The 21,186-nt window shown below is 70.7% G+C and carries 21 protein-coding genes; 11 read left to right on the forward strand and 10 right to left on the reverse strand.

From position 1 onward, the window contains the following. The first annotated feature begins 74 nt into the window (after positions 1 to 74). The 10 genes from OG625_RS10755 to OG625_RS10800 all read left to right on the forward strand — a co-directional run bounded on the left by OG625_RS10755 (position 75) and on the right by OG625_RS10800 (position 9,795). On the forward strand, positions 75 to 578 hold the full coding sequence (locus OG625_RS10755; protein WP_007266859.1) for an Lrp/AsnC family transcriptional regulator: 504 nt from the start codon (positions 75 to 77) through the stop codon (positions 576 to 578). A gap of 3 nt (positions 579 to 581) precedes the next feature. After that, positions 582 to 1,943: an aspartate aminotransferase family protein gene (locus OG625_RS10760; protein ID WP_329378737.1), complete on the forward strand. Its 1,362-nt coding sequence runs from the start codon at positions 582 to 584 to the stop codon at positions 1,941 to 1,943. A 159-nt stretch (positions 1,944 to 2,102) separates the two neighbouring features. Continuing rightward, positions 2,103 to 2,891, forward strand: coding sequence for an ABC transporter ATP-binding protein (locus tag OG625_RS10765; protein WP_329378739.1), 789 nt, complete (start codon positions 2,103 to 2,105; stop codon positions 2,889 to 2,891). After that, positions 2,873 to 3,946: a hypothetical protein gene (locus OG625_RS10770; RefSeq protein ID WP_329378742.1), complete on the forward strand. Its 1,074-nt coding sequence runs from the start codon at positions 2,873 to 2,875 to the stop codon at positions 3,944 to 3,946. The genes OG625_RS10765 and OG625_RS10770 overlap by 19 nt, the downstream gene beginning before the upstream one ends. 26 nt (positions 3,947 to 3,972) lie before the next feature. Continuing rightward, on the forward strand, positions 3,973 to 5,064 hold the full coding sequence (locus OG625_RS10775; RefSeq protein WP_329378744.1) for an LOG family protein: 1,092 nt from the start codon (positions 3,973 to 3,975) through the stop codon (positions 5,062 to 5,064). Between the two features lie 80 nt (positions 5,065 to 5,144). Next, on the forward strand, positions 5,145 to 6,050 hold the full coding sequence (locus OG625_RS10780) for a hypothetical protein (protein ID WP_329378746.1): 906 nt from the start codon (positions 5,145 to 5,147) through the stop codon (positions 6,048 to 6,050). A 115-nt stretch (positions 6,051 to 6,165) separates the two neighbouring features. After that, entirely contained in the window at positions 6,166 to 6,789 is a 624-nt protein-coding gene (locus tag OG625_RS10785; RefSeq protein ID WP_329378748.1) for a hypothetical protein, read from the forward strand. Positions 6,790 to 6,917: 128 nt separating this feature from the next. Next, on the forward strand, positions 6,918 to 7,148 hold the full coding sequence (locus tag OG625_RS10790; protein WP_329378750.1) for a ferredoxin: 231 nt from the start codon (positions 6,918 to 6,920) through the stop codon (positions 7,146 to 7,148). Further along, on the forward strand, positions 7,138 to 8,532 hold the full coding sequence (locus tag OG625_RS10795) for an NAD(P)/FAD-dependent oxidoreductase (RefSeq protein ID WP_329378752.1): 1,395 nt from the start codon (positions 7,138 to 7,140) through the stop codon (positions 8,530 to 8,532). Before OG625_RS10790 ends, OG625_RS10795 begins: the two co-directional genes overlap by 11 nt. Positions 8,533 to 8,547: 15 nt before the next feature. Further along, the gene (locus tag OG625_RS10800) at positions 8,548 to 9,795 is read left to right on the forward strand and encodes a cytochrome P450 (RefSeq protein WP_329378754.1); all 1,248 of its coding nucleotides are present in this window, start codon (positions 8,548 to 8,550) and stop codon (positions 9,793 to 9,795) included. On the opposite strand, the gene OG625_RS10805 is transcribed toward OG625_RS10800, so the two are convergent. The 9 genes from OG625_RS10805 to rpsB form a co-directional block, all read right to left on the reverse strand. Further along, positions 9,792 to 10,838: an ABC transporter ATP-binding protein gene (locus tag OG625_RS10805; protein ID WP_329378756.1), complete on the reverse strand. Its 1,047-nt coding sequence runs from the start codon at positions 10,836 to 10,838 to the stop codon at positions 9,792 to 9,794. The two genes, OG625_RS10800 and OG625_RS10805, sit on opposite strands and share 4 nt — an antisense overlap. After that, positions 10,838 to 12,454 carry an ABC transporter permease gene (locus tag OG625_RS10810; protein ID WP_329378758.1) on the reverse strand — a complete coding sequence of 539 codons (1,617 nt, stop codon included), beginning with the start codon at positions 12,452 to 12,454 and terminating at the stop codon, positions 10,838 to 10,840. Before OG625_RS10810 ends, OG625_RS10805 begins: the two co-directional genes overlap by 1 nt. 167 nt (positions 12,455 to 12,621) lie before the next feature. After that, positions 12,622 to 13,719 carry a thiamine ABC transporter substrate-binding protein gene (locus OG625_RS10815; RefSeq protein ID WP_329378760.1) on the reverse strand — a complete coding sequence of 366 codons (1,098 nt, stop codon included), beginning with the start codon at positions 13,717 to 13,719 and terminating at the stop codon, positions 12,622 to 12,624. A 252-nt stretch (positions 13,720 to 13,971) separates the two neighbouring features. Beyond that, entirely contained in the window at positions 13,972 to 15,084 is a 1,113-nt protein-coding gene (rlmN, locus tag OG625_RS10820) for a 23S rRNA (adenine(2503)-C(2))-methyltransferase RlmN (RefSeq protein WP_329378762.1), read from the reverse strand. Between the two features lie 93 nt (positions 15,085 to 15,177). Next, the gene (locus OG625_RS10825) at positions 15,178 to 16,251 is read right to left on the reverse strand and encodes a phosphatidate cytidylyltransferase (protein ID WP_329378764.1); all 1,074 of its coding nucleotides are present in this window, start codon (positions 16,249 to 16,251) and stop codon (positions 15,178 to 15,180) included. Beyond that, on the reverse strand, positions 16,251 to 16,808 hold the full coding sequence (frr, locus tag OG625_RS10830; protein WP_329378766.1) for a ribosome recycling factor: 558 nt from the start codon (positions 16,806 to 16,808) through the stop codon (positions 16,251 to 16,253). Before frr ends, OG625_RS10825 begins: the two co-directional genes overlap by 1 nt. An 85-nt stretch (positions 16,809 to 16,893) precedes the next feature. Next, a complete protein-coding gene (pyrH, locus tag OG625_RS10835; RefSeq protein ID WP_329378768.1) occupies positions 16,894 to 17,673 on the reverse strand; it encodes a UMP kinase in 780 nt (259 codons plus the stop codon). A gap of 162 nt (positions 17,674 to 17,835) precedes the next feature. After that, positions 17,836 to 18,672, reverse strand: a complete 837-nt coding sequence (gene tsf, locus OG625_RS10840; protein ID WP_329378770.1) for a translation elongation factor Ts — start codon at positions 18,670 to 18,672, stop codon at positions 17,836 to 17,838. A 135-nt stretch (positions 18,673 to 18,807) separates the two neighbouring features. Next, the gene (gene rpsB, locus OG625_RS10845; protein ID WP_329378772.1) at positions 18,808 to 19,722 is read right to left on the reverse strand and encodes a 30S ribosomal protein S2; all 915 of its coding nucleotides are present in this window, start codon (positions 19,720 to 19,722) and stop codon (positions 18,808 to 18,810) included. 250 nt (positions 19,723 to 19,972) lie between these two features. Here rpsB and OG625_RS10850 point away from each other — a divergent pair, with 250 nt between their 5' ends. Next, a complete protein-coding gene (locus tag OG625_RS10850) occupies positions 19,973 to 20,449 on the forward strand; it encodes a M23 family metallopeptidase (protein WP_329378774.1) in 477 nt (158 codons plus the stop codon). Positions 20,450 to 20,585: 136 nt separating this feature from the next. On the opposite strand, the gene OG625_RS10855 is transcribed toward OG625_RS10850, so the two are convergent. After that, positions 20,586 to 21,143 (reverse strand): TetR/AcrR family transcriptional regulator, encoded by a 558-nt coding sequence (locus OG625_RS10855; protein ID WP_329390563.1) that lies wholly within the window; start codon positions 21,141 to 21,143, stop codon positions 20,586 to 20,588. Between the last annotated feature and the right edge of the window lie 43 nt (positions 21,144 to 21,186).

Here is a 21,186-nt window from a genome sequence, read left to right on the forward strand (position 1 = left end):
CTACGAAATCAGTGAGATCCGGGTCGCCAAACAACGGATTCAATCGATTCCGCCTTGCGGAACAGACGACCCTCGTGCACAGTGAGGTCGTGGTCAGTCGAAGCGCAGATTCCAGGAACAGACAACCGTCCCCTTCGGTCGATGCTGTGTCCCTGGCGATCATCGAGCAACTGCAGGAGGACGGTCGCCGTCCCTATGCATCGATCGGCAAGGCCGTCGGCCTCTCCGAAGCGGCCGTACGCCAGCGCGTACAGAAGCTGCTCGACCAGGGCGTCATGCAGATCGTGGCCGTCACCGACCCGCTCACCGTGGGCCTGCGACGCCAGGCGATGGTCGGCATCAACGTCGAGGGAGACCTCGACCCGGTGGCCGACGCACTGACAGCCATGGCCGAGTGCGAATACGTGGTGATGACCGCGGGATCGTTCGACCTGATGGTGGAGATCGTCTGCGAGGACGACGACCACCTGCTTGAAACGATCAACAAGAAGATCCGCACGCTCCCCGGCGTGCGATCAACCGAAAGCTTCGTTTACCTGAAGCTCAAGAAGCAGACCTACATGTGGGGAACTCGATAGCCCGTGAGCCAGGACCTCTCCAAGACCGCGTACGACCACCTGTGGATGCACTTCACCCGCATGTCGTCGTATGAGAACGCACCCGTCCCCACCATCGTCCGGGGCGAGGGCACCTACATCTGGGACGACAAGGGCAAGCGCTACCTCGACGGTCTCGCCGGACTGTTCGTGGTCAACGCCGGTCACGGCCGCAAGGAACTGGCCGAGGTCGCCTACAAGCAGGCGCAGGAACTCGCGTTCTTCCCCATCTGGTCGTACGCGCACCCGAAGGCCGTCGAGCTCGCCCAGCGCCTGGCCGATTACGCCCCGGGCGACCTGAACAAGGTCTTCTTCACCACCGGTGGCGGCGAGGCCGTCGAGACCGCCTGGAAGCTCGCCAAGCAGTACTTCAAGCTGCAGGGCAAGCACACCAAGTACAAGGTCATCTCGCGTGCGGTCGCCTACCACGGCACCCCGCAGGGCGCCCTGTCCATCACGGGTCTGCCGGCCCTGAAGGCCCCCTTCGAGCCGCTGGTTCCCGGCGCGCACAAGGTGCCGAACACCAACATCTACCGCGCCCCGATCTACGGCGACGACCCCGAGGCCTTCGGCCGCTGGTGCGCCGACCAGATCGAGCAGGAGATCCTGTTCGAGGGCGCCGACACCGTCGCCGCCGTCTTCCTGGAGCCGGTGCAGAACGCCGGTGGCTGCTTCCCGCCGCCGCCCGGGTACTTCCAGCGGGTCCGCGAGATCTGCGACGAGTACGACGTACTGCTGGTCTCCGACGAGACGATCTGCGCCTTCGGCCGTCTGGGCACGATGTTCGCCTGTGACAAGTTCGGCTACGTGCCGGACATGATCACCTGCGCCAAGGGCATGACCTCGGGCTACTCCCCGATCGGTGCCTGCATCATCTCGGACAAGCTCGCCGAGCCGTTCTACAAGGGTGACAACACCTTCCTGCACGGCTACACCTTCGGCGGACACCCGGTGTCCTCGGCGGTGGCGATCGCCAACCTCGACATCTTCGACAAGGAAGGCCTCAACCAGCACGTGCTGGACAACGAGGACGCCTTCCGCTCGACGCTGGAGAAGCTGCACGATCTGCCGATCGTCGGCGACGTCCGCGGCAACGGCTACTTCTACGGCATCGAGCTCGTCAAGGACAAGGTCACCAAGGAGTCCTTCACGGACGAGGAGACGGAGCGCGTGCTCTACGGCTTCCTCTCCAAGGCCCTGTTCGACGCCGGCCTGTACTGCCGCGCCGACGACCGCGGTGACCCGGTCATCCAGCTGGCCCCGCCGCTGATCGCGGACCAGGGCACCTTCGACGAGATCGAAGGCATCCTGCGCTCGGTGCTCACCGAGGCGTGGACCAAGCTGTAAATAGTCCGAACCACACGGCCCGGATCCCCCGTTCGAGTGAGAACGCGGGGGTCCGGGCCGTGTGCTGTCACCATCCAAGACGTTCATCTCTTTACATCTCAGTGCGGCGCCAGTGACCGAAAGGGCTCCGCTTCGTTCCCCCGGACGGAGGTGTACGCCATGGTGGCTCCACCGGACAATGCCCCGCCTGACAATGACGTCCTGTGGGCACGGTCCCTTCACTACTCCCACTGGGGGTCCCCCCGGACGAAGTCCGGGGGAGGTTCCCCCGGCCTCGTCGGGGTCTCCCTGGGAGTCCGCCAGGGAGAGATCCTGGCCCTGACCGGCCCCCGGGGCTGCGGCAAGACCACCCTGCTGCGCTGCCTCTCCGGACAGCTGCGACCGGAGCAGGGCGAGGTGTGGTTCAACAGCGTCCCCGTCCACACCATGGGCGCGCCGGCCCGCGAACGGCTGCGCCGCGACCGGTTCGGCTGGATCGGCCCCGAACCGCAGCTGCTGCCCGAGCTGAAGGTCTGGGAGAACGCCGCCCTGCCCCTGCTGCTCGCCGGCGCCTCCCACCGCAGTGCCAAGCACGCCGCCTGCGAATGGCTGGACCGCCTCGACATCGGCGGCTTCGCACGCAAACGGCCCGCCGCCCTGAGCCGGGCCGAGTCCCAGCGGGTGGCGCTCGCCCGGGCCCTCGTCAACCAGCCCGCGGTGATCTTCGCCGACGAGCCCACCGCCCCGCTGCACCGTGCCGAGCGCTCCCTGCTGCTCCGTACGCTGACCACCGCGGCCCGCTCCCACGAGATCACCGTGCTCCTGGCCACCCACGACGAGGAGTGCGCCGCCGTCGCGGACCGCCGTCTGGCCCTGCTCGACGGCCGCTGGGCCTCGGCCGCGGCAGCCGTCTCCTCCCCTGGCCCCGAGGCATCGGAGGGCCAGGCCGCGTGCTCGCTCTCCGCCTAGCCCGCGGCTCCCGGCCCATGGTCCAGCTGCGCCGGCTCCTCGTCGCGGCCGCCTCAGCCGGCAGCGGGTTCCTGCTGCTGTACGTACTCGAAGGTGCCGTGGCCCGGCCCGCCGGATCGTTCCCTCGCCTGCTGTGGGCACTGGTCCCGCTCGCCGCCACCGTCCACTTCGCCGTCGCCGTCGCCCGTACCGACCCCGCGACCCGGCCCCGCGAAGGGCTGGACGCGGCCGGGCTGGGACCCGTAAGGCTCATCCTGGTCGCGGTGATTTCCACCGCCGTCGCCTGCACCCTCGGCAGCGCCCTCGCCCTGGGCGCCTTCCTCCACCTGCGCGGGGACCTGGCCGGGCTGCCGTTCGACGGCGCCGGGGCCCGGCTCCTCCACGCCGACCAGCCGCTGCCCGTCGCCGCCGCCCTCACCCTGCTGGCCCTGATTCCGCTCACCGCTTCCGCCGCGACCGCCCTCACCCTGCGCCCCCGGCCGCCCATGGCCCCGCAGACCGGGCTGCCCTGGGGCATCGCCCTGACCGCCTGCGGGCTCGCGGTCCTGGCGTACGCGGGCCGCAGCGGCACCGGGATGCTGACCGGCTGGTCGCTGACCGCGATCGGACTCGCCCTCGCCGGACCCGGCCTCGCCTATGCCTGCGGTTCCCTCGTCCAGGCCGCCCGCCCCGGAGCGCTCCGGCTGCTGGCCGGGCGGGCCCTGCAGGAGGAGGCGCCCCGGCTCGGCCCGCCGCTCGGGGTGCTGTGCGCGGTCGGCGCGGGCGCCCTCACCGCCCTGGCCCTGCGCGACCGGGGCGGGCTGCTCGTGCCGCTCGGCCCGCTGACCTGGCCGGCCGCCGCCCTGGTGGCCGGGTGCGCGGCCGCGACCCTTCTCACATCCGCGGTGGAGGCCCGCCAGAGCCGGGCCCCCGGCCGCGAGGCGCTGACCGACCTGGGCGCTCCGGCCAAGGTCCTGCGTACGGCGGCCGGTTTGCGGGCCTCCGCGCTCGTGGCCCTGTGCGTACCGCTCTGCTGGGGTGTGGCGCAGCTGACGTCCCTGGCGCTGACCCGCTGACGCGGGCAGCCCTTAGGGTGGGCCGAATGGTCAACGCAGACATCGAGATCGAGACGCTCGCCGAATTCGACCAGGTCGTGGCCCGCGGCTCGCTCAGCGGCTACCGGATCCAGTCGGTCAACCTGCTGGAGCGGACCTTCGCGCTGCTGTCCGCCGACACCTCGGCGGCCGTGTTCCTGGGCTGCGCGATGGAGCCCGACGCCTCCGTGAAGGTCCGCGCCGACGGCGCGCTCGTCTTCCCGCCCGTCCCGGACCTGCCCTTCAATCCGTACCGGGGGCTGCTCTACACCCCCGAGGAGCTCTTCTCCGGGCTGCCCGACGGGTACGAGACCACCCCGGACGCCCAGACGTACGCCTGGTTCCAGGAGACCAAGGCCGACGGGGACGTCTTCTCCTCGATGCTGCGCTCCGTCCACGACGACGCGATCTCCGACGCCCTCGACGAACACCTCGACGGCGCCCGGGTCGTCGGCGTGATGGGCGGCCACGCCATGTCCCGCGGCGGTCCCGAGTACCGGGCCGCGGCCGAGCTCGGCCGGGCGCTGACCCGGTCCGGGCTGACGGTGGCGACCGGCGGCGGACCGGGCGCGATGGAGGCCGCCAACCTCGGCGCCTACCTCGCCCCGGTCGCCGACGAGGCCCTCCCGGAGGCCCTGGAACTGCTGGCCAAGGCCCCCTCCTTCGCACCGTCGGTGTCCGACTGGGCCCGGGCGGCGTTCGCCGTACGGGACCGCTGGCCCGGCGGCGGCGACTCGGTCGGCATCCCGACCTGGTTCTACGGGCACGAGCCGCCGAACGCGTTCGCCGCGCACATCGGCAAGTACTTCGCGAACGCCACCCGGGAGGACGGTCTGCTGGACCGCTCCAACGCGGGCGTGGTCTTCCTGCCGGGCGCGGCGGGCACCGTCCAGGAGGTCTTCGACAGCGCGACTCCGAACTACTACGAGTCGCGGGGCGAGCCGGCCCCGATGGTGCTGGTCGACCGGGCGCACTGGACCGAGCACCTCCCGGTGTGGCCGCTGCTCCAGGCCCTGGCGCGCGGCCGTTCGATGGAGTCGCGGATCGCCATCGTCGACTCGGTGGACGAGGTACCGGACGTCCTCGCGTCAATGAACTGAGTGCCGGAAGCAACTTCGCGGCCCGTTCCCACGTCTGGCAGAGGTACCGCAATACCTGCCAGACGTGAACGGAGCCTTTTGTGCTCATAGGCCTGCTGACCGCTGTCGCGGCGTCCATCTGCTACGGCACGGGATCCGTGCTGCAAGCCGTCGGATCGCGCCGCGCGGCCCGGATGTCCCCGTCCGCCGCCGGGGTGACCGCCCACGGCGGCCCCAATCTGTCGTCCACCGCGAAAGCGGCGATGACCTGGGAATTCATCGTCGGCACGATCCTGGACTTCGTGGGCTTCGGCCTCGGCGCCCTGGCCGCGCGCCTGCTCCCCCTCTTCCTCTCGCAGACGGTGATCAGCGCCAACCTGGTGATCACGGCCGTGCTGAGCGTGAAACTGCTCGGCATCCGGCTGAGCCGGAAGGAATGGACCTCGATCGGGGTCGTCTGCACGGCGCTGGTCCTGCTGGCGACGGCGGCGGGCCACGAGGGCGGTCACCACGCTCCGATGGCCACCCACTGGTGGCTGCTGGGGATCACCCTGCTGCTGATGGTGGGGGGCACCGTGGCCGTACGCCTCCTGGGCGGCGGCGCCGCGATCCTGGCGGGCCTGCTGTCGGGCCTGGGCTTCGGCGCGCTGGGCGTCGGCGTCCGGATCCTCAACGGGGTCGACCCCTTCGACCTCGGCACCCTCCTGTCCGACCCGGCTCTCTACGCCATCCTGGTGGCGGGCTTCGGCGGCATGTACCTGCACACGGTCGCCCTCCAGATCGGCTCGGTGAACGGCGCCACGGCGGCGCTGGTCGTCGGCGAGACGGTCCTCCCCGGCGCGATCGGCGTCCTGTGGCTCGGCGACGCGTCCCGCCCGGGGCTCGCGTGGCTGGCGGTCCTCGGCTTCGTCCTCGCCGTGACCGGTGCGGTCGCCGTCGCCTGGTACGGCAAGCACGAGGGCTCCGATCCGGAGATGGAAGCCAAGGTCCCGGCGACCGTCGGGTAGCCCGGGGCCCGGGGCGCTCCTCTTCACCCGCTCCCCTTCACCCGCTCGCGCTCCCCCGGTGGCGTACGCCAGGCGGCTGCCGCTTGCTGGACGGGGGAGAAAGCGAGGAGCCCCCATGGCCCCCACGGACAGCACGACCGCCCGGCTGTACACGCCCCGGGCCGCCGGGGCGGCCGGCATCGCCTTCGCCGTCCTGCTGGCGGCGGCGATCGTGCTGATGCGGATCGCGATCCCCTCGGGCGACGGCGCGAAGGCGGCGATCGATCCGGGCGACCGCTGGGCGGTGCGGCTGGCCCTGGAGATCGTGCCCTTCGCCGGGATCGCGTTCCTGTGGTTCATGGGCGCGCTGCGCGCACACGTCGGGGAGGCCGAGGACAGGTTCTTCTCCACCGTCTTCCTCGGCAGCGGGCTCATCTGCGTCGCCACCCTGTTCGTCGCCGCCGGGGCGGCCGGAACCGTGCTGGTGGAGAACCCGCCCTCCGACTTCGGCCGCGAGTACGCGTACACGGTCCTCGCGACCTACTCGATGCGGATGGCGGCCGTCTTCGTCCTCGCGACCTCGACGATCGGGCGCAAGCTCGGCGTCTTCCCCAAGCCGCTGGCCCTGCTGGGAACCCTCGTCGGCCTGGTCCTGATCGTGGTGGGGTCGAGCGTGCCCTGGTCCGAGCTCGTCTTCCCGGCCTGGGCCCTCGTCGTCGGCATCCACATCCTCCGCTCCCGGGTCCAGTCTCAGCCCTGACCTGCGGTCTCATCGCCCCGCAGGACGGGCCGGGCTACCGCGTGCATGCTGGATGAGGAAGGGGAACGGGGGGTCGGGGGAGCTCGGGGACGACGGGGAGGATCGAGCCACCGAAAGGCTGATGCCTCATGAGGCTTGTCGTCGACCTCAATCGCTGCCAGGGGTACGCACAGTGCGCGTTCCTCGCCCCGGACGTCTTCGCCATGCACGGCGACGAGTCACTTCTCTACAACCCGCAGCCCGACGAGGAGCACCGCGAGAACGTCGTCCGCGCCGTCCACGCCTGCCCTGTCAGGGCCATCCTGCTGGACGCGATGAACGGGTCCCTGTCGAGTGCGGAGGCGCGTGGTGAGCGGTGACTCAGCCCTGGAGCGGCTCAAGCGCGAGGGCCGCATCGTGGTCGTCGGCGCTTCCCTCGCCGGCCTGCGCGCCGCCGAGACGATGCGCGAGAAGGGGTTCGCCGGATCGCTCACGATGATCGGCGACGAGCCCTACGAGCCGTACGACCGCCCCCCGCTGTCCAAGCAGGTCCTGCTGGGCAAGGCGACCGCCGACCGTACGGCCCTCCCCCGCCGCCGGGACATCGACGCCAAATGGCGGCTCGGCGTACCCGCCACCGGTCTGGACATGACGGCCAGACGGGTCAAGCTCGCCGACGGGGACGAGGTGGAGTACGACCGGCTGCTGATCGCCACCGGGGTACGGGCCCGGCCGTGGCCGAACGAGGAGGAGGCGGCCCTCGAAGGCGTCTTCACCCTGCGTACCCGGGACGACGGCGCCGCCCTGGAGCGGCGGCTGGCGGCCGGACCGCGCCGGGTGCTGGTCATCGGCGCCGGATTCACCGGCTCCGAGATCGCCTCCGCCTGCCGGGAACGGGATCTCCCGGTCACGGTCGCCGAGCGGGGCGCCGGACCCCTGGTCGGGGCCCTGGGCGGGGTGATCGGCGAGGTCGCGGCCGGGATGCACCGCGACAACGGGGTGGACCTGCGGACCGGGGTCATGGTCACCGGGCTGGAGGGCGACTCTTCCGGCCAGGTACGCGCCGCCCACCTGTCGGACGGCAGCCTCGTGGAGGCCGACGTCGTGATCGTGTCACTCGGCGCCCAGCGCAACACCGACTGGCTGGCCGGTTCCGGACTGGGCGCGGGCCCGCGGGGCATCGCATGTGACGCGGGCTGCCGGGCCTTCAACATCTGGGGCATCGTCACCGACGACGTCTTTGTGGCGGGTGACGTGGCACGTTCCCCGCACGCGCTCTTCGGGTACCAGTTCCTGTCCCTGGAGCACTGGGGCAACGCCGTCGCGCAGGCCGAGACCGCGGCGCACAACATGCTCAGCGAAGGCGTGGACCGCCGCCCCCACGTGTGGATTCCGGCGTTCTGGTCCTCCCAGTTCGGGGTGAACATCAAATCGGTCGGGGTGCCCTCGATGGGGAACGAGATCCTCATCACGCAGGGGTCCCGCGACGAGCGCAGGTTCGTCGGCGTCTACGGCTACCAGGGGCGCGTCATCGGCGCCGTCACCTTCGACCAGTGCCGGTGGCTGGACTTCTACGAGCAGCAGATCGAGCACACCGCGCCGTTCCCTCTCCCCTTCACGACGGTGGACCGCAGGAGCGAGGGGAACAAGCCGCTGGACGCCGACTTCCCCGACCCGTCGGTGCCGACGCACGGCCCGACCATCACCCTGAGCGGCTACTCACCAGCCGACCGGCAAATGACGTTCACGCCGGCGCACAACTGAGCACGAGGACCTCTCATGACTGAAGGCATCCTGCGGCAGATCCTCGACTACTCCAGCCGGGCCAACCCGTATCCCCTCTATGAGGAGCTCCGCAAGACCCCGGTGTTCCACGACGGGGACGGGCCGTACGTCGTCAGCACCTATCACGAGATCAAGAGCCTGCTGCACGATCCGCGGATCAGCTCCGACTCCCGCAACCTGGCGACCGTCGGCGATCTGCTGGGCGAGGGAGACGGGGAGGAGGCTACCGCCCTGCCCCCGTCCTTCCTGAAGCTGGACCCGCCCGACCACGACCGGCTGCGCAGGATGACGAACCGCCCCTTCGGACCGCCTCACTCCCCTCACCGCGTCCACGACATGCGCGGCGAGCTGGGCGGCATCGTCACCGGTCTGATCGACACGATCTCCGAGCAGGGCGACCCGGGGCGGATCGACCTGGTCGAGGAGTTCTCGTACCCCTTCCCGGTCACGGTGATCTGCCGGCTGCTCGGCGTGCCGAGCGAGGACGAGAGCCGCTTCCACGTCTGGGCCGACACGCTCGCCGCGAGTCTCGACCCCGATCCGGACGCCGATCCCGCCGAACGCGTCAAGAAGACGCAGGACGCCCGCATGGAACTCGGCATGTACCTGGCCGGGCTGATCGAGGAGCGGCGCAAGAACCCCACCGGGGACATGCTCTCGGAGCTGGCGACCGGGCAGGGGCCGGACGGCGCCATGAGCACGATGGAAGTGCTCAGCACCTCGGCGCTGCTGCTGATCGCCGGGCACGAGACCACCGTCAACCTGATCACGAACGGGATGCTCACCCTCCTGCGTCATCCGGAGGTCCTGGACCGGTTGCGCACCGATCCGGCGCTGTCCGTCCCGATCGTGGAGGAGCTGCTGCGCTACGAGCCCCCGGTGCAGCTGGTGCCGCAGCGCACCCCCCTGGCCGACATCGAGATGGGGGGTGTGACCATCCCCAAGGGCGCCTCGCTCTGGCTGATCCTGGCCTCCGGCAATCGCGACCCCCAGCGGTTCAAGGATCCGGACCGCTTCGACCCGGACCGCCCGGACGTCCAGCACCTGGGCCTCGGCAGCGGTATCCACAGCTGCTTCGGTGCGCCGCTGGCCCGGCTGGAGGCCGCATTGGCGCTGAGCGAGCTGGCCCGCCGACTGGAGAACCCCCGGCTGCTGGAGGACCCGCCGCCCTACCGCCAGAACGCGGTCCTGCGCGGCCCGCGCCACCTGCCGATCGCGTGCGACAGCATCCTCCCCGCCTAGGGGGTGCCCGCCGGCAGGACGACCACCTCGGCCGGGGTGAAGGTGACCGCCACCCGGTCGCCCACCTCCGGCGCCCCGGCCAGCCCGCACTCCGCTTCCAGCACCGGCCCCGCCTCCGGGCGCAGCGACAGCGCGACGTGCGTCCCGCGGAAGGTGCGGGATACCACCTCGCAGGCCAGGCCGGCCGCGCACAGCACGACCCCGGCCGGGCGGATCAGCAGCCGGTGCTCCCCGTCCGGGGTGCCCGCCGGAACCGGGACCTTGCCCCAGGCGGTGGCGGCCGCGCCCCCCGACACCACGGCCGGGACCACGTTCTCGAAGCCGAGGAAGCGCGCCACGAACTCCGACGCGGGCCGCTGCCACACCTCCAGCGGGGTGCCGGCCTGCGCGATCCGCCCGTCCCGCATCACCACGACCCGGTCGGCCAGGGCGAAGGCCTCGCCCTGGTCGTGCGTGACGGCCAGCACGGTCGTCCCCAGCCGGGAGAAGAGCCCCCGCAGTTCCACCACGAGCCTCTCCCGCAGGCCCCGGTCGAGCTGCCCCAGGGGTTCGTCCAGCATCAGCAGCCGCGGCGACGGCGCCAGCGCCCGGGCCAGCGCGACCCGCTGCTGTTCGCCGCCGGACAGCGAGGCGATCGCGCGGCCCTGGGCGCCGGGGAGCCCGACCAGCTCCAGCAGCGCCGCGACCCGGGCTTCGCACGAGCCTCGGCCGCTCGAGGGGCCGCGCGAGTAGCCCCGCATCCGCAGGCCGAAGGCGACGTTCCCGCCGACGTCCCGGTGCGGGAAGAGCTGGTGGTCCTGGAACATCAGGCCGACGCCCCGGCGGTGCACGGGCACCCCCGCCTGGTCGGCGCCGCCCAGCAGCACCCGGCCCGCGGACACCTGCTGGAGCCCTGCGACGACCCGCAGCAGCGTGGACTTCCCGCTCCCGCTCGGCCCGAGCACGCACACGATCTCGTGCTCGGCGACCTCCAGGTCCACGCGGTCCACGACCGCGCGCTGACCGAAGCGGACCGATACCCCTTCCAGCTGAAGCAGCGTCATCAGAACTCTCCGGAGGTCTTGTCGGGGCGCAGCCGCTCCAGCACCAGCAGGGACGCCGCGCACACCAACATCAGGATCGTGCTCAGGGCCATCGCCTGCCCGTAGTTCATCTCCCCGGCCCGCCCCAGCAGCCGTGCCACGGCCACCGGCAGCGTCGGGCGGTCCGGCCGCGCGATGAACACGGTCGCGCCGAACTCCCCCAGCGAGACCGCGAAGGCGAATCCGGCGGCGATCAGCAGCGCCCGCCGCACCAGCGGCAGGTCCACCTCCCGCCAGGCCCGCAGCGGAGACGCGCCGAGCACCGCGGCGGCCTCCCGGAGCCTCCCGTCCACCGCCCGCAGCACGGGCAGCATGGTCCGTACGACGAACGGCACGCCGACGAGGGCCTGCGCGAGCGGCACCAGGATCCACGAGGTCCGCAGGTCCAGCGGCGGCTCGTCCAGGGTGATGAGGAAACCGAAGCCCACCGTCACGGCGGACACCCCGAGCGGAAGCATCAGCAGCGCGTCGAAGCCGCGCACGAAGCGGCCCCCGCGCCGGGTCAGTGCCGCGGCCGCGAGCCCCCCGATGACCAGGGCGATCGCGGTGGCGGCGAGCGCGTACTGGAGGGAGTTCCAGATCGCCTCCAGCGGCGGCACCAGGAACGTTCCGCCGCCCGCGCCCACCTCCTGTAGCGCCCGGTAGAAGCCGAACCCGTACCCGCCGGGCACGTCGAAGGAGCGTTCCACCAGCACGCCGAGCGGCGCCACGATGAGCAGCGCCACGGTCAGCAGTACCCCGCCCAGCAGAGCGCGCTGCGCCCAGCCGCGCGGCCGGTGTGTGGTCCGGCCGGGATCGACCAGCCGCAGCGCGGTCTCGCGCTTGCGCACGGTCCAGGCGTGCACGGCGAGGATCCCGCCGATCGCGGCGAACTGGACCATCGTCAGCACGGCGGCCGTCGGCAGGTCCAGGAGCTGTGCGGTCTGCCGGTAGACCTCCACCTCCAGGGTGGAGTACGAGGGCCCGCCGAGGATCAGCACGACGCCGAAGGAGCTGAAGGTGAAGAGGAACACCATCAGCGAGGCCGCGGCCACCGACGGGGCCAGCGCGGGCAGCGTCACCCGCCGCCAGGCGGCGAACCGTCCGGCGCCCAGCACCCGGGCGGCCTCCTCCTGACGCGGATCCAGCTGGGCCCAGAGCCCGCCGACCGTGCGGACGACGACCGCGTAGTTGAAGAAGACGTGCGCGAGGAGGATCGCCCAGACGGTGGTGTCGAGCCGGACCCCCACCCGTTCGTCCAGCAGCCCGTTCCGGCCGACCAGCGCGAGGAAGGCGGTGCCGACCACCACGGTCGGCAGCACGAAGGGGACGGTCACCAAGGCGCGCAGCAGCTGCTTGCCGGGGAACTCGAAGCGCGCGAAGACGTACGCGGCCGGGAGCGCGATCAGCAGCGTGAGCCCGGTGGAGGCGAGCGCCTGCCAGGTGGTGAACCAGAGCACGTCGGCGATGTCGGGCCGGGTGATCACCTCGCCGATCCGGCCGAACTGCCACCCGGCGTCGGTCTTGAGACCGCGCCCGACGATGGCGGCGACAGGATAGGCGAAGAACAGCCCGAAGAAGGCGAGGGGCACGGCCATCAGCGCGAAGCGCACGGCCGTGGCCCGGCCGGACTCAGGGGCGGTCTCACGACCGGACCCACGACCGGGCTCACGGCCGGACTCACGACCGGGCTCACGGGCGGTGTCACCCGTGGCCGGGACCGGCGCGGCGCCCCCCGACGCCGCGCCCGCTCCCTTGGTGCCGCCTACTTCACGACGAGCGCGGTCCATGCCGAGACCCACTGCTCACGGTTCTTGGCGATGGTCTCCGGAGCCACGTTCTCGGGCTTCTCGACCACCACGCCGTGCTTGGTGAACAGCTCCGGCAGGGAAGCGTTCTTCGTCACCGGGTTCACGAACATCTGGAGCGGCATGTCCTCCTGGAACTTCTTGCCGATCATGAAGTCGATCAGCGCCTTGCCGCCCTCCTCGTTCTTCGCGCCCTTCAGCAGACCCGCGAACTCGATCTGGCGGAAGCAGGTGCCGGTGGCGACGCCCGTCGGGGCCTCGGTCGGCTGCGGCTCGCCGTACAGCACCTCGACCGGCGGGCTGGAGGCGTAGGAGACGACCAGCGGGCGGTCGCCCTTGGCCTTCTTTCCGCCCGCGGAGCCGGAGAACCGCTCGTTGTAGGCCTGCTCCCAGCCGTCGACGACCTCGACGCCGTTGGCCTTCAGCTTGGTCCAGTAGTCCTTCCAGCCGTCCTCGCCGTACTTGCCGACGGAGGCGAGCAGGAAGCCGAGGCCGGGCGAGGAGGTCGCGGCGTTCTCGGTGACCAGCAGGTTCTTGTACTCGGGCTTGATCAGGTCGTCCAGCGTCTGCGGCGGGGCGATCTTCTTGTCGGCGAAGTACGCCTTGTCGTAGTTGACGCAGATGTCGCCGGAGTCGATCGGGGTGACCCGGTGCTCCTTGTCCAGGACGAACTCCGGCTTCACCTCGGCCAGGCCCTTGGCCTCGTACGCGGTGAAGATGCCGTTGTCGAGGGCGCGCGAGAGCAGGGTGTTGTCCACGCCGAAGAACACGTCGCCGCGCGGGGAGCCCTTGGTGAGGATCTCCTGGTTCAGCGCCGCGCCCGCGTCCCCGGACTTCAGGACCTTGACCGTGTAGCCGCTCTGCTGCTCGAACTCCTTGAGGACCGTGTCGGTCACGTTGAAGGAGTCGTGGGAGACGAGCGTGACGGTCTTGGACTTCGGGGCGTCGGTCGCGCCCGCGGGCTTGTCCTTGGCGTCGCCGCCGCAGGCGCTGAGCGTGGTGACGCCCAGCGCGGCCGCGAGCGCGGCGCCCGCGATCTTCTTGGTGGTGCTCACTGGTGATTCCTCCTGGGATGACCAGGAGAAGACGCGGCCCTGCCCGGCGCTCTGTGGGAGCGGACGCCGGGCAGGGCGCAACAGCTTGAGTGGTGACCGAACTTCCTACCCCGAATGACCGGGGCGAGGTTCAGAGGGTCTGCGGGTGACGGTTCCCGCACTCTCAGCGCTGTGGCGCTCCCCTGTCGGAATATGAAATTGGTTCGGCCACAGGGTACCCCGTGGCCGAATACGAACGCTCCGAAACGGAATCTAGCGCTCCGAGGCGGCGAGCTGGCCGCACGCGCCGTCGATCTCCTGGCCGCGGGTGTCCCGTACGGTCACGGGCACGCCGTGCCGGGCGATGGCCTCGACGAAGGCCTTCTCGTCCTCGGGCCGCGAGGCGGTCCACTTGGAGCCGGGCGTCGGGTTCAGCGGGATCAGGTTGACGTGGACGCGCTTGCCCTTGAGCAGCTTGCCCAGCAGGTCGCCGCGCCAGGCCTGGTCGTTGATGTCGCGGATCAGGGCGTACTCGATGGAGATCCGCCGGCCGGACTTCTCCGCGTACTCCCAGGCCGCGCCGAGGACCTCGCGGACGTTCCAGCGGGTGTTCACGGGGACCAGGGTGTCGCGCAGCTCGTCGTCGGGCGCGTGCAGCGAGACGGCGAGGCGGCACTTGAAGCCCTCGTCGGCGAACCGCAGCATGGCCGGGACCAGGCCTACGGTGGAGACGGTGATCCCGCGCTGCGACAGGCCCAGGCCGTCGGGCTCGGGGTCGGTGAGCCGGCGGATGGCGCCGACCACGCGGTTGTAGTTGGCCAGCGGCTCGCCCATGCCCATGAAGACGATGTTCGACAGCCGGGCCGGGCCGCCGGGGACCTCGCCGTCGCGCAGGGCGCGCATGCCGTCGACGATCTGGTGCACGATCTCGGCGGTGGAGAGGTTGCGGTCCAGACCGGCCTGGCCGGTGGCGCAGAACGGGCAGTTCATGCCGCAGCCGGCCTGCGAGGAGATGCACATGGTGACCCGGTCGGGGTAGCGCATCAGCACGGACTCGACGAGCGTGCCGTCGTGCAGCTTCCACAGGGTCTTGCGCGTGGTGTCGTCGTCGCAGGAGATGTGCCGGATGACGTTCATCAGGTCCGGGAGGAGCTCCTGCTGGAGCTTCTCGCGGGAGCCGGCGGGGATGTCGGTCCACTCGGCCGGGTCGTGCGCGTACCGCGCGAAGTAGTGCTGGGAGAGCTGCTTGGCCCGGAAGGGCTTCTCGCCGATCGCGGCGACCGCCTCGCGGCGCTCCTCCGGCGTGAGGTCGGCGAGGTGCCGGGGCGGCTTCTTGGCTCCGCGCGGGGCGACGAAGGTGAGCTCTCCCGGAACAGGGCGGGCCATGGCAGGTACTCCTTGTAAGACGAAAGGCGCGCCGCAGAAGCAGCGCGCCTTTCAAGAGTAACCGCCCGGCGTCGGGTGACGTCTTTCCGCAGGTCAGCCGGTGCCCACGAAGGCCGCCAGCAGCAGCCAGACCACCGGGGCGGTCGGCAGCAGCGAGTCGAGCCGGTCCATGATGCCCCCGTGGCCCGGGAGCAGCGTGCCCATGTCCTTGATGCCCAGGTCACGCTTGATCATCGACTCGCCCAGGTCGCCCAGCGTGGCACTGACCGCGACCGCGAGGCCCAGCAGCAGGCCCTGCCACCAGGAACCGCCGTCGATCAGGAACTCCATGCACAGGGCGCCCGCCGCCATGGCGAAGGCCACCGCGCCGAAGAGCCCCTCGCGGGTCTTGCCGGGGCTGATGCGCGGCGCGAGCTTCGTCTTGCCGAACCGCCAGCCCACCGCGTAGGCCCCGGTGTCGCTGACCACGGTCAGCACCAGGAAGGTGACCACGCGCTGCGGACCGTCGTCGGCGGTGAGCAGCATCGTGACGAAGGTGGCGAGGAACGGCACGTAGAACGCCGCGAAGACACCCGCGGTGACGTCCTTGAGGTAGTCCTCGGGAGGTTCGGTCATCCGCCAGACCAGGACCGCGAGGGCGGTCAGGGCCATGGCGACCCAGGTCCCCTCGGCGCCCCGGATGTATCCGGCGATGACCATGGCCGCGCCGCCCACCGCGAGGGGGACGAGCGGGGCCTTGATGCCCTTCTTCTCCTGGAGCCGGGAGGTGAGCTCCCACAAGCCCACCACGACGGCGACGACGACCACGCCGACGAAGACCGCCTTGACGATGAACAGCGAGGCGAAGATCACCGCGCCCAGGCCGACGCCGACCCCTATGGCGGCGCGCAGGTCCCGCCCCGCCCGCTTCTTCGGCGGCGGGGAGGCGTCCTGCGGCGCCGGGGAAGGCGGAGGCGGGGGGCTGGGCATGGGCTCCTGCGGCGGCGTCTCGTCGCGGAAGAGGGGGCCGCCGTCCGGTGCGGCCCCCCGATCGCGTGCTTCCCGGTCGTCGAAGTCACGGCCGGCGGCATCGGGCACGATGGGCATGGGCCGAGTGTGCGGGCCCACCTGCGCATCGTATGCGGGACCCGCCGGAACCGGCTCCGGCTGCCAGGAAGAGTCGTTCATCAGACTTCGAGGAGCTCGGCTTCCTTGTGCTTCAGGAGCTCGTCCACCTGCGCGACGTACTTCGCGGTGGTGTCGTCGAGCTCCTTCTCGGCGCGGCGCACCTCGTCCTCGCCGGCCTCCTTGTCCTTGACGAGCTTGTCAAGGGCGTCCTTCGCCTTGCGGCGGATGGAGCGGATGGAGACCTTGGAGTCCTCGGCCTTGTTCTTGGCGACCTTGATGTACTCCTTGCGGCGGTCCTGCGTCAGCTCGGGGAAGGTCACCCGGATGATGCTGCCGTCGTTGCTCGGGTTGACACCGAGGTCGGAGTCGCGGATGGCCTGCTCGATGTTGCGCAGGGCGCTCTTGTCGAACGGGGTCACGATCGCCATGCGCGGCTCGGGGACCGAGAAGGAGGCGAGCTGGTTGATGGGCGTGATGGCGCCGTAGTAGTCCGCCACGATCTTGTTGAACATCGCCGGGTGCGCACGACCGGTGCGAATCGCGGCGAAGTCTTCCTTGGCGACGACGACGGCCTTTTCCATCTTCTCCTCGGCCTCGAGGAGGATCTCTTCGGTCACCACGTGCTCCTGCATGTCTTGAATGGATGGTTCAGGCGGGCGGGACGGGCGGGGCCGGTCCGGGCTCGGTCCGGCAGCGGACTGCTCAGGCCCGGGTTCCCTGGTCGCTGACAAGCGTGCCGATCTTCTCACCCTTGACGGCGCGCGCGATATTGCCCTCGGCGAGCAGCTCGAAGACGAGGATCGGCAGCTTGTTGTCGCGGCACAGCGTGATCGCCGTGGCGTCGGCGACCTTGAGGTCGCGGGAGAGGACCTCGCCGTACTCCAGTGCGTCGAACTTCACCGCGTCCGGGTTCTTCTTGGGGTCGGAGTCGTAGACCCCGTCGACCCCGTTCTTGCCCATGAGCAGGGCCTCGGCGTCGATCTCCAGGGCGCGCTGGGCGGCCGTGGTGTCGGTGGAGAAGTACGGCATGCCCATGCCGGCGCCGAAGATGACGACGCGCCCCTTCTCCAGGTGCCGCACCGCGCGGAGCGGGATGTACGGCTCCGCGACCTGGCCCATGGTGATGGCGGTCTGTACGCGGGAGTCGATGCCCTCCTTCTCCAGGAAATCCTGGAGTGCGAGGCAGTTCATGACCGTGCCGAGCATGCCCATGTAGTCGGACCGGGCTCGGTCCATGCCGCGCTGCTGGAGTTCGGCACCCCGGAAGAAGTTGCCGCCGCCGATCACGACGGCGATCTCCGAGCCGTCGCGGACCACCGCGGCGATCTCACGCGCGATGGCGTGGACGACGTCGGGGTCGACGCCCAGTCCTCCGCCACCGGAGAAGGCCTCGCCCGACAGCTTCAGCATGAAGCGGCGGCCCTTCTTGTCCTGGTGGCTCTTGTCGTCGGATGCGGTGTGGGGGGCCACGCCCTGATTCATGGAGATCTCCTCGTGCACATACGAAGAAGGCCATTGCCGGTGGGTCCTTGCGGTTCCCTCTACGGCAATGGCCTCCTCGTCAGATCTGCGGTCGTCCTGCGCGAGCGCGGACGACTGCTTCAGACCCTACCGGGGTCCGGCGTCCGTCGCGTACGGACGGACTCAGATGCCGACCTTGATGCGCGCGAAGCGCTTCAGGGTGACACCGGCCTCGTCCAGAACCTTCTGCACGGACTTCTTGTTGTCCAGCGCGTACGGCTGGCCGAGGAGGGTGGCCTCCTTGAAGAAGCCGTTGACGCGACCCTCGACGATCTTCGCGATGGCAGCCTCGGGCTTGCCCTCCGCGCGGGTGACCTCTTCGGCGATGCGACGCTCGGACTCGACCTTGTCGGCCGGGACGTCCTCGGCGGACAGCCACTGCGGGGCGAACGCGGCGATGTGCTGCGCGACGCCGCGGGCGACCTCGGCGTTCTCCTTGTCGAGCTCGACCAGGACGCCGATCTGGAACGGCAGGTCGGGCATCGTGCGGTGCATGTACGAAGCCACGTAACCGCCGGTGAACTGCGCGAAGCGGTCCAGGACGATCTTCTCGCCGAGGTTGGCGTTGGCCTCGTCGACGAAAGCGGTGACGGTCTTGCCGGCCTCGATCTCGGACGCGAGCAGCGCCTCGAGGTCGGCCGGGGAGGTCGCGGCAACGTGCGCGGCCAGCTGGTTGGCGACGGCCAGGAACTTCTCGCCCTTGGCGACGAAGTCCGTCTCGCACTTCAGCTCGACGATGACACCGGAGGTGTTGTCGTCGGCGATGAGGGAGACGACGGCACCGTTCTCGGCAGAACGGCCTTCGCGCTTGGCGACGCCCTTCTGACCCTTGATGCGGAGCGCTTCCTGGGCCTTGTCGACGTCACCGTCGGCGTCCACGAGCGCGTTCTTGCAGTCCAGCATGCCGGCGCCGGTGAGCTCGCGGAGCTTCTTGACGTCAGCGGCGGTGTAGTTCGCCATGAGTCTGTGATTCTCTCTCGAAGTCGTAGATCTACGGGTGAACGGCGGAGGCGCCGCGCTTGTGGCGCGGCTCCCCCGCCGTCATCGTCCGTGCTGCGAGTGCCCGGCGCATGAACGCCGGGCGCTCTCAGAGGGTCAGGCCTGCTCGGCGTCGGCGGCCGGAGCCTCGACAGCCTCGACGACCTCGGCGGCCGGGGCCTCCGCGGCGGGGGCCTCGACGGTCTCGGCGGCAGCCTCGGCCGGAGCGGCCTCAGCGGCGTCGTCGGCCTTCTTGTCACCCTCGAGCAGGTCGCGCTCCCACTCGGCGAGCGGCTCGGCAGCGGCCTTCTCGCCCGGCTTCGAGTCGCCGGTCGCAGCGCCGGAGCGGGCGATGAGGCCCTCGGCGACGGCGTCGGCGATCACGCGGGTGAGCAGGGTGACGGAACGGATCGCGTCGTCGTTGCCCGGGATCTTGTAGTCGACCTCGTCGGGGTCGCAGTTGGTGTCGAGGATCGCGACGACCGGGATGTGGAGCTTGCGCGCCTCACCGACGGCGATGTGCTCCTTCTTGGTGTCGACGATCCAGACGGCGCTGGGGACCTTCGACATCTCGCGGATACCACCGAGGGTCTTCTCCAGCTTGGTCTTCTCGCGGGAGAGGACCAGGAGCTCCTTCTTGGTGAGACCCGAGGCGGCGACGTCCTCGAAGTCGATCGCCTCAAGCTCCTTCAGACGCTGGAGGCGCTTGTAGACGGTGGAGAAGTTGGTGAGCATGCCACCCAGCCACCGCTGGTTGACGTACGGCATACCAACGCGCGTCGCCTGCTCGGCGATGGCCTCCTGGGCCTGCTTCTTGGTACCGACGAACATGATGGAGCCACCGTGCGCGACGGTCTCCTTCACGAACTCGTAGGCGCGGTCGATGTACGACAGCGACTGCAGCAGGTCGATGATGTAGATGCCGTTGCGCTCCGTGAAGATGAAGCGCTTCATCTTCGGGTTCCAACGACGGGTCTGGTGACCGAAGTGGACGCCGCTTTCCAGCAGCTCCCGCATCGTGACGACGGCCATGGCCATCTCCTTGGTTTCTCGGTTTGGTTCCTGACGCCCCACCGCGTCCTGCCCCGCTGAGGGACCGAGAGACGCTGTCACCTGGCCGTTTCGGGCCGGTGCTGGGGCGTGCGAAGTCGACCCGGTGACCCGGATCGCCACAAGAAGTGTACGGGACCCGGCGGTATGCCGGGTGACGCCGTTGTCCACAGTGCCCGGACCGTCCACAGGCCCGCCCCGGCCGCGTGCGTCTGCGGAACGCTTTGGATCCATGACGACACTTCTGCTCAGCCTGCTCCTGGCCCTGGCCCAGGCGGCCGTCCCCGGGGTCCGCCCGCTGCCCGGGCCGCTGTCGGTGACCCGATGGTGGGACCCGCCGCCGTCGCCGTACGCGGCCGGGCACCGGGGTGTGGACCTGGCGGCCCCGGTGGGCGCGGAGGTCCGGGCGGTGGGCGCGGGCCGGGTGCACTTCGCCGGCCCCGTGGCGGGCCGCGGGGTCCTCTCCCTCACCCTCCCGAACGGCCTGCGCACCACCTACGAACCGGTTCGCGCGCTGGTCTCGGAGGGCGAGTCGGTCACGGCGGGCCAGGTGGTCGCGGTCCTGACGGAGGGGTCCCACTGCCCGTCCCCGTGCCTCCACTGGGGCCTCCTGAGGGACGAGGAGTACCTCAACCCCCTCGCCCTCCTCCCCCACCCGACGCCCCGCCTCCTACCCACCGGGGACGGCTCCGGCCCCGCCGGAGCTTGAGGCACGGGGGCCAAATCCAACCCGCCGGAGCTTGAGGCACGGGACCAAATCCAACCCGCCGGCGCTTGCGGCGCGGGGACCAAATCCAGCCTCGCCGGCGTTTGAGGCGCGGGGTTCGGGGCGGAGCCCCGGAGGCTCAGCCCCGGACGCCCCGCAGGGCCATGGCCACGGCCGCCTCCGTCACCACGGCCGGATCCTCGGCCGCACCGAGCTCGATCCTCCGCACAGCCGCGTCCACCACACCCTGCAGCAGCATCGCGGCCAGCTTCGGCTCCCGCTGCCCCAGGGCGGCCAAGGCCTCGACGATCATCGCGACGAGACCCCCGTGCGCCGCACGGATCTTCTCCCGCGCCCCGGCGTCCAGCTCGCTCGCGGAGATCGCCACCACGGCCCGGTGCCGTCGGTCCCCGACCAGCCCCAGCTGGCTCCGTACGTAGGCCTCGATCTTCGCTTCCGGCGACTCCGCGGCCTCCATCGCCGCCTCGATCTCGGCGGCCCACACGGGGAAGTCCACGGCGCACAGCTCTTCGACCACGGCCGCTCGGGAGCGGAAGTACTCGTACACGGACGACCGGGCGAGCCCGGTCCGCTCCGCGAGGGCGGGGAAGGTCAGCGCCTCCGTACCGCCTTCGGACAGCAGGGAACGCGCGGCGTCCAGAAGGGCGCCGCGCTGCATCGACCGGTGCTCGGCCACGGAGGCCGCTCGAATCCTGGGCACGCGTCCACTCTACGGAGGT

This window comes from Streptomyces sp. NBC_01351, from assembly GCF_036237315.1.
Lineage (GTDB): Bacteria > Actinomycetota > Actinomycetes > Streptomycetales > Streptomycetaceae > Streptomyces.